This window comes from Streptomyces sp. NPDC058239 (genome assembly GCF_042882185.1).
In the GTDB taxonomy this organism is placed as follows: domain Bacteria; phylum Actinomycetota; class Actinomycetes; order Streptomycetales; family Streptomycetaceae; genus Streptomyces.
Genome location: NZ_JBHVWS010000016.1, coordinates 34,716 through 47,772, shown reverse-complemented (window position 1 = coordinate 47,772; position 13,057 = coordinate 34,716). Strand labels below are relative to the sequence as shown.

Below are 13,057 nucleotides of genomic sequence, written 5' to 3'. Positions count from 1 at the left end.
GCCCGGCATACATCAACCCACCTCGCCTCGCATGCCCGCTGCTGGGGCCGGCTCAACCGGTAATGACCACGGTGCCCCACGCCGAGTCACTCCGCTGTCCCCCCATGTCGCCTGCTCGTTTACCCGATTCTCCACGGAGGCCCGAAGACAATGCGAAGAATCCTCCTGATCCTCGGTGTGGCCCTGACGGCCATGACGACCGGAACATTCGGCTACCTGGCCTTCCGCGGCCACCAGCCACCCCACCCGCCGGAAGGCGGCAAGCCGCCAGGCGCGCCCGCACTGCCGTACAAGCCGGGTAAGCCCCTGCCCGCCCAAGCAGCCGACGCAGCCCAGGATCTGACGTCCAGCGACCCCGCGACACAGCGGGCGGCACTCACCCCCGAACTGGATCAAGCCCTGGCCTCTGGCCGCCTGCTCCCCGAAGGCACCCGCATCAACCTGTCGAAGGGCAGCTGGCACGAAGACAGTGGCTACGCCAACGCCCAGGCCACCCTGACGAAACCCGGGAAACCCGCACAGCACATCCTCATCGGGTTCGCCAAGAGGAACGCCGGATGGCACGTCACCGCAGTGGAGGTCGTCAAGTGACACGCTCTCCGAGCCAGGCGCGAATCCTCGCCCTGTGCGTCACCCTGATGACACTCCTCGGCCTCAACTCAGCGCTCCCCGCGGTCGCGGCCCCCGGAACCTGTTCCGCCGGCGGCAGGGTCGCGCAGGTGGAGCCGCATGAGCCGGTGGCCAACACCACACCGGTCCTCTTCGTCCACGGCATCGCCTCCGGAGCCACCACCTGGAACGAACCGAAGGAGGCATACGCGGCGGACAAGGCACAGAAGACAGGCGCGACAGGGAAAACGGACGGGCCGGACAAGGGCTACTTCCCCGTGAGAGTCGCCAAACTGGCCCGCGTCACGGCGTGGACGTACGACTACTACGAGGCCCAGCCGGAATGGGTGACCGACAGCCGCATCGGTCCGGGGCTCGCCAACGCCATCAACTGCCTGGCCCGTACCACCGGACACAAGGTCGTCGTCGTCGGCCACTCCATGGGCGGCCTGGCCACCCAGTACGCAGCCTCACGCCCCAACGGCCTGCCCAACGGCAAGACGTGGCAGAACATTGCTGAGGTCATCACCATCGGCACCCCGACGCTCGGCTCCAAAGTAATCACCCTCCTCCAGTTGGCCCCGGACCTCATCGGCGCCGTCAACCGGCCCACCGGCCTGGCGATCGAAGCCGTCCTCAGCTTCTGTGCGGGATACGCCCTCACATCCGACGACGATCTGTGCGGGGTGCTCAGCGCACTCAAAGCACCCCAGGGCCATGCACTGAGCTACCGGTCGGACGAGATCAGCAAACTGCCGCCCTGGCCCAGTGAACTCCCCGTCCTGGCGATCGCCGGCAGCATCAGGTACGTCCTCCCCGACGAACCCTTCGAAGCCGCCTCCCCGCCCGAGGCCGAACTCGGGGACATCGCCGTCACCCTCGACTCCGCCACGGCCTACACGAACCGGACCGGCAAGGCGCACGTCCTCACCTGCCGCTCGAGCACCCTGGGCGTCCTTCTGGGCGGCTGCAACCACGTCAACATCAAGACCCACCCAACCGTCATGGCGACAGTAATCAAGCAAATCGAACGCCTCCGGGACGCACCGCCCACCAAGCCCGCCACCGGGAACCCGTGTCCCACCCCCGCGGAACTGAAGACGGCGGTCACCCGCACTCTGCAAACCCCCTCCGAGGTGCACCTCGGAGACAGCCGGTGCGAACCCGGGTGGTCAGCCGTCGTCTGGTCCGACACACCCGCCACGGACTCCGTGATCATCACGGTCTTCACTCGGACGGCCGGCCGACTGAAACTGGCCACCCACCTTGTGCCGGTCATGGAGGACGACCGCGACCCGGACTGGGTCCGCGACTGCAATCGGCTCCGCGGCATGAACCCGCCCGCCCGGCTACTCAAGTTCACAGGATGCCCTGCCACCGCGCAACAGCCGGCCGCCGCTGTCGACGGCGCCGCAGCCCTGCGGCTCATCCGGCGGAACAACTTCAGCACCACCGTCACCGCAGAGGTGATCACCCGCATGACCGGCCCGCTGCGCGCCGTCACGGCCTCCTGCGTCGGCAGCGCCAACGGCAACTGTGTCAGCGTCTTCTTCTTCTACGGCAACAGGTACGTAGGCCAGGCAACCGGGGCCAGTCAGCTCCGCATCGCGACGCAGAACGGTACGGAAGCCACACTCACTCGACCGATCTTCAAGGACACCGACCCCACCTGCTGCCCCTCAGGCGGAACCGAGACACATCACGTCCGATGGGGAGGCACTGCCATCACGTCCAGCCCCTCCCTTCCCTACTTCGAGCCGTCGAACGACCAGCTGTAAACAGCCTTCTCCGCTGCGCGGCTGGGCCCGGGACGCGTGTGGGCCGGCAGAGGGCGCGAGGTCCGCGACCATGGGGGCGACATCGCCCAGATGGTCCGGCAGACCCGGACCGCCCTGGAGCAGGATCACGGCCGGCTGCACGAGTCGTGTCCCCCAGCGCCACCGTGTTTCGGAAGTGGCCGTTGGGGTGTGCGGATAGTCGAGCTGCTGCGATCATCCGTGCCATGACAGTCGATTGGGCCGGTTCCCGCACCACTTTTCGGCGTGCCGGCAGTGAGGGAATGGACGACGTGTTGAGCGTGCTCGATGAGGCAGCGGGATGGCTCGACATGCAGGGGATCAGCCAGTGGCCGGCGCTCTTTGAGGCCGCATTGGTCGAGGAGGCGATCAGCCGGGGCGAGACGTGGCCGGTGGAGGTCGGGGTCGAGGTGGCGGGCACCGTCACGGTGGACCGGTCGGACCCGTTGTGGGCGGATGCTGGCGGTACGGCGGCATATGTTCACCGGATGGCGGTGCGCCGCTGGGCGGCCCGGCTTGGGCGCGGTCATCCTCGGCTGGGCCACCGAGACCGCCCGGCAACAGGGAGCGGATGCGCTGCGGCTGGACTGCGTGAAGTCCAACGACCGGCCGCGGTCCTACTACGAGGAGCGCGGGTTCGTCCACCGCGGAGATGTGCCGGTGGGCGGGGCTCCGAGCGAGGCGACGGCGGGCTGGAGCTGTAGCTGACACCTCAACATGCGAGCCCAGCGGTCGGCGCCGGGTTTCGCGCTTCCGGAACCATGGTCGTGTTTCTCAAGTCCACTGTTCTACAGAGAAGATGGATCCGGCTACTGGTGAGACGGCAGGAGGGGCGCGGTGGCGGCGTTCGCACCGTTGACTTCGGGGGACCCCGAACAGGTCGGCCGATACCGGCTTGCCGCACTGCTCGGCCAGGGCGGCATGGGCCGCGTGTACCTGGCCCGGTCGCCGAGCGGACGCACGGTCGCGGTGAAGGTGGTGCGCGCCGCCTTGGCGGACGACGCCGGCTTTCGGAGGCGGTTTGTGCGGGAGGTTGCAGCGGCGCGCCGGGTGGCCGGGTTCTTCACCGCCGCGGTGGTCGACGCCGACGCGGAGGGCCGTCCGGCATGGCTGGCCACCGAGTACGTCCCCGGGCTTTCCCTGGGGGACGCGGTGGCCGAGTACGGGGCCTGGCCGGAGCATGCGGTGCGACAGTTGGGGGCCGCGCTGGCCGAGGCGCTCGGAGCCGTCCACCGGGCGGGCGTGGTGCACCGGGACCTCAAACCGTCGAACGTGCTGCTCGCGGCGGACGGCCCCCGAGTGATCGACTTCGGGATCTCGGTGGCGGCCGAGGACACCCTGCTCACGGAGACGGGCGTGGTCATCGGCACCCCCGGGTTCATCCCGCCCGAGCAGCTGCGGGGTGAGAAGGTCGGCCCGGCCGCTGACGTGTTCGCCCTGGGTGCGGTGCTGGCGTACACGGCGGCAGGCACCAGACCGTTCGGGAACGGCGCGGGGCATGCGGTCAACTATCGGGTCGTGCACGAGGAACCCGACCTCGGCGGACTGCCGTCCGCGCTCGCCGAGGTGACGGCCCGGTGCCTGGCGAAGAACCCGGACCAGCGACCCGGGATACGGGAGCTGCTGCATGAGCTGGGGCAAGTCCCGGGTCATATGCCGGACGGCCCGCTCACGGAGGATCACTGGCTGCCCGGACCGGTCGCCGCCGCGATCGCCCGTGTCCAAGCCGCCCCGCTGCCGCAAGCCGCCGGTCCGGCCCCGGACGGCAAGGCAACCCCCGAGGCCACCCCGGGGCCTTCCCCCGTCACGGCCTCCCCCGCGGCGGAGACCTTTGAGACGTCCGCCGCCGAATCCCCTGCCGCCGGCGGCCGGAGCCACCCCCTGACCCGGCGCCGTCTGCTGATGGGGCTCTCCGCCACCGCGGTTCTCGGCCTCGGCACCACGGCAGCGCTCCTGAACGACTTGGGTCGTCCCGGCGAGCAGGAGAAGCCCCCCAGCGCGCCGAAGCTGAAACAGCTGTGGTCCAGCCCGCTGGACGGCGGGCTGTCGCTCGACGTGGTGGCGGACGGCGCGGTCTATCTCAGCAGCGAAGACCAAGGCACCCTGCTGGCCCTGGACGCCAGGAACGGCAGTCGGCGGTGGCAGCGGCGGGCCACGGGGGGCCACACGGTCATCACCTCCGTCTCCGGCGGGACGCTCTACTACGGCAGCGGCGACTATATGTACGCCGCGGACCCGAACAGCGGCGAGATCCGCTGGAAGGACAAGGACTACAGCCTCCACACGGCGCCGATCACGGTCGGCGACACCGCGTACGCCCGCTTCCAGACATTCGTCTTCGTGTGGGAAGCCAGCACCGGCAAGCCACTGCGGAAGTACGAGGTCGGCGCCGGGGAAGACATCGTCGTTGCCGACGGCACGGTCTACGCTCACGGCGGCCAGGTGCTGCACGCGGTGGACCCCGGTTCCGGCAAGGAGAGATGGGCTCACGAGGCCGACAGCGCCGCGGTCACCCGCCCGGTCGTGGCGGGCGGCACGGTCTATTTCGGCAGCCGCGACGGCACCCTGTACGCCGTCGACGCCCGGACCGGCACGGAGAGGTGGCGGCGTGGCTTCACCGGCAAGCTGTGGGACCCCCGGATCGCGGGCGGCTCGGCCGACCCGGTCACGGCCGGCGGGGTCGTCTACTTTGAGAACAACGCCTATCTGTCGGCCTTCGACGCCGGCACCGGCAAGCCGCTGTGGCGCCACAGCCCGACTGCGGACGAGGTCGACACGCTGACGGTGACCGCCGGCACCGTCCACTTCACCGACCGCACCGGGACGCTGTACGCCCTCGACGCCCGCAGCGGCCGTCCGAAGTGGACGGAGAACCTGGCGTCCGTGAGTGGGTGGCGCCCGCACATCGTCGACGGCACCGTCTACTTCGAGGACGGCGACCGGCTGCGCGCCGTTTCGGTGGTGACTTAACCCGGGGCGACGGTGCCGCGCAACGCCGGGCGACATGGATCAGGGCGGAGCACGCAGGCGCGAGGCCGACGTGTGGTCGTGGGTGTACCAAGGAAGTCGGACGAGTCGAACCGTGCCGTGCACGGGGCAGTGAGGGGAGCGACGGGTGGCGGGGTGCGCACCGCTGGAAGCAGAAGACCCGGGCCAGGCCGGGCCGTATCGGATCGTCGGCCGGCTCGGCTCGGGCGGCATGGGCCGGGTGTACCTGGCCCGGTCGCCCGGCGGCCCGACGGTCGCGGTGAAAATCGTGCGGGAGGAGCTGGCGGAAGACCCCACGTTCCGGCGACGGTTCGTCCGGGAGGTCGAAGCCGCCCGGCGCGTCACGGGCTTCTTCACCGCCGCCGTTCTCGATGCCGCCCCGGAGGCGGACCCGCCGTGGCTGGCCACCGCCTACGTGCCCGGCCTCTCCCTGACCGAAGCAGTCGCCGCACATGGCGCCTGGCCGGAGAAACCGGTGCTGGAGCTGGGCACCGCGCTGGCCGAGGCGCTGGAGGGCATCCACGGAGCCGAGGTTGTGCACCGCGACCTGAAACCCTCGAACGTGCTGCTCGCCGACGACGGCCCCCGGGTGATCGACTTCGGGATCTCGGTGGCCGCCGGGGACACCAGACTCACTCTGACCGGCACCGCCGTCGGCACCCCCGGCTACATGCCGCCCGAGCAACTCGTCGGCGAAGACGTCGGACCCGCCGGCGATGTGTTCGCCCTCGGCGCGGTCCTGGCGTACACGGCGACCGGGACCAAGCCCTTTGCAGGAGGCTCCGCGCACGGGGTGAACTACCGGGTCGTCCACGAGGAACCCGACCTCGGCCGCGTGCCGGCCCGACTCGCGACGGTGGTGGCCCGGTGCCTCGCCAAGGATGCCAAGCAGCGCCCGTCGGTGCCGGAACTGATCGAGGAGCTGGGCCAGTTCTCGGAGGCCGGCCGTACCGCGGGCGGGTTCACCGGGGCCGGCTGGCTGCCCGCACCGGTGGCCACCGAGATCACCCGCATCCAGGACACACCGCTGCCGGACACGGCCCCCGGCACCGCCCCCATCGAGGCGCCCGCCACCGTAACCGTCACTTCTGAGCAGGCCACGGCCGGTGCCGTGCCCCCAACCGCCGTTGCCACCGCGGCACTCGGGGCCGCACCCGGCACGGACCTTCCCACACCACCGCATCGGCAGCCGTCCGCCGGCCGGCTTCGGGGCTTCTCCCGGCGCCACGCCCTGATCGGCCTCGCCGGCGCCACGATCCTGGCGGTCCCTGCGGTCACGCTGCTCGTGCGCGACGGCCTCATCGACAGTGGCCAGAGCGACGCACGGGGCAAGAAACCCGATGTTCCGGCACGGAAGTTGGCCTTCGAAGAGCTGTGGTCCTACGAGAAAGGCCCCGTCGGCCCACCGGTGTCGTCCGAAGGAAAGGTCTACTTCGCCGACCACGACGGCAGTCTGCGCGCCCTCGACGCCGACAGCGGCGCCCTGGTGTGGAGTTACAACGAGCTGAAAGGGGCCCGGAATTCAGTGGATCTTCCTGATGGAGCACGGCACCCCATCGTTGTCGACGGGGCGGTCTATGTGTCCACCGAGGATTCGGGCGCGTTGCACTCGGTTGACGCCGGCACCGGGGAGAAACGGTGGAGCTTCGAGATCGGCAGTGAGCGGGCAGAGGCGGGCTTCGTCACCTTCTCTCCTGTCGCCGTCGCCAAGGGAACCGCCTACGTGGTCAGCATGTACTTCCAGGCGGAATCGGTCCTGCATGCGCTGGACGCCGAGACCGGCGAGGAGCGGTGGCACCGCGATGTCGACCGCGGCCTGACGCACGCGCTGACCGTGGCGGACGGCGTGATCTACTGCGGTCTGGGACAGGATTTCAAGAGCTACCTCTACGCCCTGGACGCGGACACCGGCACCCCACGGTGGCGGATCAAGACTGCCGATGACATCTGGGGCAAGGTGTCCTCGATCGCGGTCGACGGCAGCACCGTCTACTTCGGCACCGAGAACGGCGCCTTTTACGCGGCCGACACCACCAGAGGCGAACTCCGCTGGAAGTACCGGACACAGTCCGACGGCGCGGAGTGGACCGACCCGCCCCTTGTCACCGACGGCGTCGTCTACGGCAGCGTCAAAAACAAGCACACCCCCACCGAGGAGGGCCCCGGCCGCGCGTACGCGTTCGACGCCGACTCCGGCGAACGGCTGTGGACCTACGAAACGACGTACTCGGCCTCGCCGGTCACCCTCACCGGCGGCGCGGTCCACTTCAGCGACACCAACGGTTCCCTGCACGCCCTGGACCCCCGCACCGGCAAGTCCTTGGGAGACGCTCGACTGGCCGACGACACGGACCCGAGCCTGGCCGTCTCCGGCGACCGCGCCTACTTCGACGGCGGCGACGGCCGCCTGCACGCGGGGAGGATCTCTCTGACCGAGGGCTGAGCGCCCTGATCGGCGCGACCATCGGGCGGCAAGGAATCCCGGTCGATCTCCGGCACTCCCCTCATCAAGCCAAGACGTCGAACACCCCGATGACTGCAGGCATGCGCCGCCACGCATGCTTGTGACTCTGCTGCCGGTGACAACGTGGGCTGCGGGTACGACATTGCACCGCGAAACACGACTGCCGCCCTGCTGTGCAGGCACTCATCACGGCGGCGGACATGTCGATAACGTACCGCCGTCATCACTCAGCGTGATTCGGGCTCGAGCGGAGGGACAGCGGCACGGTTGTGCTGTTCGTGCGGATCGCCTCACCGCGGGCTGAGACGCGGGAGGGCCTGAGAGGCCGCGTCGTCACAAGCCTGCTCCCCCACCCGTCGAAGGGGCGAGCCGCCCGGTTCGGCCAGTCGCACCAATGCCCGGGCCGCATGTGGTGGGAGTGGACGAAGAGGGCGGTTTCCGCAGGTCCTAAGCTCCTGCGCAGTCGAGCAGGGAGGGATGCCGTGCAGAAGCTGGACGGGTCGGATCAGCTGAACAAGCTGGAGGAGGTCGGTGCCTGGCTGCGCCGCCGGTTGCCAGATCTGCTCGTCGAGAGCCAGGTGCCCGGGGCAGCCGTGGCGGTCCAAGCCGGTGATGAATGGGTCGAATCCGCGGCCGGTGTGCTGAGCACGGCCACAGGGGTCGACGCCACGGTGGGCTCTCTCTTCCAGATCGGGTCGATCACCAAGGTGATGACCGCGACGCTGGTCATGCAGTTGGCCGACGAGGGACGACTGGATCTGGACGCTCCCGTACGGGCCGTCCTGCCGGAGTTCCGGATCGCCGACGAGGAAGCGGCGCGAGGGATCACCACGCGGCATTTGCTGAGTCACGTCGCGGGTTTCGAGGGGGACATCTTCACCGACACCGGCAAGGGTGACGACTGCCTGGAAAAGTACCTGGGCGTCCTGCAGGACGTGCCGCAGCTCTTCGAGCCGGGCGCGATGTTCTCGTACAACAACGCCGGGTACTGCGTGCTCGGGCGGATCGTCGAGGTGCTGCGCGAGGAGCCGTTCGACGTCTGCGCCCGGCGGCACCTGTTCACTCCGCTGGGTATGAGTCACACCGCGAGTGACCCCTACGAGGCGATCGTCCACCGCACGGCAGTGGGTCACATCGAGACGGTGCCGGGGGCGCCGCTCGAGCCGACGCCGGTGTGGGCCCTGGCGCGCTCGAACGCACCGGCCGGATCGATGCTGGCGATGCGTGCGCGCGATCTGCTGGCCTTCGCCCGGATGCACCTCGCCGGAGGCCGGGGCCCCGACGGGGTGACCGTGCTCGGCCCGGAGACCGTCCAGGCCATGCAGCGGCCGCAGGTCACGCTGCCCGACATCGACCAGGGCGCCGCCTGGGGGCTCGGCTGGGAGCTCTTCGACCTGTCGGGCGGCACGGTCATCGGACACGACGGGAACACCATCGGTCAGTCGGCGTTCCTGCGCCTGGTGCCGGAGCGGGATGTCGCGGTGGCGATCGTCACCAACGGCGGCCTGTCACGGCGCGTGTACACGGAGATCGCGGGCCGGGTCCTCGGTGAACTCGCCGGGGTCGGTCTGCCCGCCTCGCCGGTGCCGGACGTGGGCGCTCCCGTTGCGCAGACGTCCCGGTACATCGGTACGTACACGTCCAGCACCGCCGAGACCACGGTGAGCCGGGACACCGCGGGGCGGCTGTGGCTGGAGCGCACTCCCCGGGGAGCCCTCGCCGAACTGGACGAGGCGCCGTACCGCACGGAGCTGGTCGGCAGGCGCGGTGACACCTTGATCCCGGTCGAGCCGGAGCGCGGGGTCCACGCACCGCTCGCCTTCCTCGGTGACGACGGGCAGGGACACTCGCTGTATCTGCACACCGGCCGGGCCGAGCGGCGGGCACAGCAATGAACAAGATGCACCGACGCGCGATCGTGGCCGACATGCACAACGACCTGCTGTGTGCGGTGGTCGCCCGGCCGGTGGACCGCTGGGCGGAGTTCTTCCGGGAGCGCTGGCTGCCGCAATTGCGGGCCGGCGGGGTGAACCTTCAGGCGCTGCCGGTGTTCGTCGAAGATCCGTACCGGCCGGAGGGGGCGCTTCGCCGCACGCTGCGCATGATCGAGGCGGCGCATCGGCTCGCGGCCGGCAACGCCGATGCCGTAACGCTGTGCACGGACGGCGCCCAGGTCGACCAGACGCTGGCTGAGGGCCGGATCGCCCTGGTGCTGGCGCTGGAGAGCGCACCCGGCGTGGGCGAGGACGTGGAGCTGCTGGAGACCCTGTTCCGGCTGGGGGTCAGGATCGCGTCCCTGGCCCACTTCGGTCGCACCTCTCTGGCCGACGGCAGCGGCGAGGACGCGACGGGCGGCCGGCTGACCCGCTCCGGGGTCGCGGCGCTGGCCGAGATGGAGCGCCTCGGCATGCTCTACGACATCAGTCATCTCGGCGCGTCCGGGGTCGAGCACGTCCTGGAGCTGTCCTCACGGCCGTTGATCGCCACGCACTCCAGCGCACGGGCGCTCTTCGACCACCACCGCAACCTTGACGACGAGCAGATCCGGGGCGTCGCCGCGGGCGGCGGAGTGGTGTGCGTGAACTTCTTCGCTCCGTACCTGCACGAGAGCGACTACTCGATCGGCCGACTGATCGACCACATCGAGCACATTGCCGGGGTGGCCGGCGTCGAACACGTCGGGCTGGGTCCCGACTTCATCAAGGAAGTACTTGCCGACACCACTCCCCCGTGCTGCGAGCCGGCCTTCGTCGAGGGAGTGCCTGCCGACGCCTGTCTGCCCGGGCTTGCGGGTCCGGCCGGGCTGCCGCTGGTCACCGATGCGCTGCAACAGCGGGGTTGGCCGGAGCGCGACATCGTCGCGGTCCTGGGGGAGAACGTACGGCGCCTGCTGCGGAACGAACTGGGCCGGCCCGCGTCCGCCGGCTGAGCGCCGTGCGCGGCAGGAGATTCCCTTCGTGCGATCGGAACGACGCACACCTGAATGTTCAGTGAACCCGACGAACGACGCCTGAAGTACGTGTCTCGAAATCGTCGGATGGTCGAGGAGATGGGGAGCCATATCGTGCGCGCGAGCGATGGTTTTGAGAACGCACGTGAGCCCGCGGACGGCAGCCGAGTGCTGACGATCCGCAATCTGTCGGTCGAGATCCGCCGGGGCGACCGGATCGTCCACCCGGTCTCGGGCGTCGGTCTGGCGCTCGATCGCGGGGAGACCCTGGGGATCGTCGGGGAGACCGGATCCGGCAAGTCCATGACCGGCCTGGCCGTGATGGACATGCTGCCGGACGGTGGCCGGGTGACCGGCGGCTCGATCGACTTCGGCGGTACGGAGCTCGTCGGACTTCCCGCGGACCGGTACCGGGCCCTGCGCGGCAACGACATCGCGATGGTGTTCCAGGATTCGATGACGGCCTTGAACCCCACCCGCCGCATCGGCGAACAGGTCGCCGAACCGGTGCGGTTGCACCAGGGCGCGTCGAAGCGGGCCGCGCGCGCACGTGCCGCGGAGCTGCTCGACCTGGTCGGGATACCGAAGCCCCTCGAGCGGTTGGACGACTATCCGCACCAGCTCTCGGGCGGCATGCGGCAACGCGTGATGATCGCGATGGCCCTGGTGTGCGAGCCGCGGGTCGTCATCGCGGACGAGCCGACCACCGCGCTCGACGTCTCCATCCAGGCGGAGATCCTCGATCTCCTGGACGACCTCAGGTCCCGGCTGGGCATGTCGATGATCCTCATCACCCACGACATGGGAGTGATCGCCCGGCACGCCGACCGGGTGGGCGTGATGTACGCCGGGCGCGTGGCCGAGACCGGGCCGACATCAGCTCTTTTCAGCCATACCCGGCACCGCTACACCCATGCGCTGCTGTCCTCGATCCCCTCACTCACGCAGGACCGGCGCGAGCAGCTCTTCAGCATTCCCGGCACACCGCCGGATCTGGCCGCCTCCCCCGCGGGCTGTCCTTTCGCGCCGCGCTGCGCGGCCGCGACGGACCGCTGCCACGAGGAGCGGCCACCGCTCTCGGTGGAGGAGGACGGGCACACCCACGCGTGCTGGCACCCGGTCGCCACGGCAGCAGTCCGTACCGGCTCAGGGGCATCGGCCGTCGCTCGGCCCGCCGTCTCCCCCGAGGCCCCTGCCGCGAGCGAGACGACGCCGCGGCTGCGGATCGTCGATCTCAGACTTGAGTACCCGGTGGGCGGACGGAGCCTCCTCGGGCGGCGCCGCACGGTCAAGGCGGTCTCCGGAGTGAGCTTCGACGTGGCGCCCGGTGAGACGTTCGGCCTGGTCGGGGAGTCAGGGTGCGGCAAGTCCTCGCTGGGCCGCATGCTCGTGGCCCTGAACCGGCCCACGTCGGGCGAGGTGATCTTCGACGGTGCGTCGGTGACCGGTATGAGTGCCCGCGAACTCGCGCCACGCCGGGCCCAGTTGCAGATGATGTTCCAGGACTCGAACTCCTCTCTCGACCCCCGCATGCGCATCGGCGCGATCCTGCGCGAGCCCCTCGCGATCCAGGGCATCGGCAGGCGCGCCGCCCGCACCGCCCGGGCCCGCGAGCTCCTCGGGGACGTGGGGCTGCCGTCGGGCGTCCTGGAGCGCTACCCCCACGAACTCTCCGGGGGACAGCGCCAACGGGTGGGACTGGCCCGCGCACTGGCCCTGGACCCGAAGGTGCTGGTCGCCGACGAGCCGGTCAGCGCGCTGGACGTCTCCATCCGTTCCCAGGTCCTCAATCTGATGCACCGCGTCCAGCGTGAACGCGAACTGAGCAGTGTCGTGATCTCCCACGATCTCGCGGTCGTGCGGTACCTGGCCGACCGCGTCGGAGTCATGTACCTGGGCAAGTTGATGGAGACCGGCACCACCGAGGAGGTGTACGGGTCCACCGCGCACCCGTACACCGCGGGGCTGCTCGCGGCGGTTCCCGAGGCGGACCCCGCCGCGCCGCGCCCCCGGCCGGGCACGCGCGTGCGCGGCGAACTGCCCAGTCCCATCGATCCGCCCAGCGGCTGCCGGTTCCGCACCCGATGTCCACTGGCGACCGAGGTGTGCGCGGCGACGGAGCCCGCCCTCGCGCCCCTCACCGGTACGCACAAGGTCGCCTGCCACCACCCCCTGCGCTCGCCGGCCGCACAGCCCGAGGAGCTCTCCGCACGATGAACCTTCACTCACCACTCCCCTGCATATCAGGGA

At 70.1% G+C, this 13,057-nt stretch carries 8 protein-coding genes; all 8 read left to right on the top strand.

The window, feature by feature from the left end; translation table 11 throughout:
* The first annotated feature begins 150 nt into the window (after positions 1-150).
* The 8 genes from ACFVYE_RS19135 to ACFVYE_RS19100 all read left to right on the top strand — a co-directional run bounded on the left by ACFVYE_RS19135 (position 151) and on the right by ACFVYE_RS19100 (position 13,024).
* A complete protein-coding gene (locus ACFVYE_RS19135; RefSeq protein ID WP_383962101.1) occupies positions 151-591 on the top strand; it encodes a hypothetical protein in 441 nt (146 codons plus the stop codon).
* Complete coding sequence (locus tag ACFVYE_RS19130; protein ID WP_389606513.1) at positions 588-2,387, top strand: LppP/LprE family lipoprotein; 1,800 nt, start codon at positions 588-590, stop codon at positions 2,385-2,387. Before ACFVYE_RS19135 ends, ACFVYE_RS19130 begins: the two co-directional genes overlap by 4 nt.
* 534 nt (positions 2,388-2,921) lie before the next feature.
* A complete protein-coding gene (locus tag ACFVYE_RS19125; RefSeq protein ID WP_389606511.1) occupies positions 2,922-3,113 on the top strand; it encodes a hypothetical protein in 192 nt (63 codons plus the stop codon).
* A 129-nt stretch (positions 3,114-3,242) separates the two neighbouring features.
* The gene (locus ACFVYE_RS19120; RefSeq protein ID WP_389606509.1) at positions 3,243-5,375 is read left to right on the top strand and encodes a PQQ-binding-like beta-propeller repeat protein; all 2,133 of its coding nucleotides are present in this window, start codon (positions 3,243-3,245) and stop codon (positions 5,373-5,375) included.
* Between the two features lie 145 nt (positions 5,376-5,520).
* The gene (locus ACFVYE_RS19115) at positions 5,521-7,836 is read left to right on the top strand and encodes a PQQ-binding-like beta-propeller repeat protein (RefSeq protein WP_389606507.1); all 2,316 of its coding nucleotides are present in this window, start codon (positions 5,521-5,523) and stop codon (positions 7,834-7,836) included.
* Positions 7,837-8,339: 503 nt separating this feature from the next.
* Complete coding sequence (locus ACFVYE_RS19110; RefSeq protein ID WP_383962116.1) at positions 8,340-9,752, top strand: serine hydrolase domain-containing protein; 1,413 nt, start codon at positions 8,340-8,342, stop codon at positions 9,750-9,752.
* The gene (locus ACFVYE_RS19105; RefSeq protein WP_383962118.1) at positions 9,749-10,786 is read left to right on the top strand and encodes a dipeptidase; all 1,038 of its coding nucleotides are present in this window, start codon (positions 9,749-9,751) and stop codon (positions 10,784-10,786) included. Before ACFVYE_RS19110 ends, ACFVYE_RS19105 begins: the two co-directional genes overlap by 4 nt.
* Positions 10,787-10,921: 135 nt before the next feature.
* Complete coding sequence (locus tag ACFVYE_RS19100) at positions 10,922-13,024, top strand: dipeptide ABC transporter ATP-binding protein (protein WP_383962121.1); 2,103 nt, start codon at positions 10,922-10,924, stop codon at positions 13,022-13,024.
* Positions 13,025-13,057: the final 33 nt, after the last annotated feature.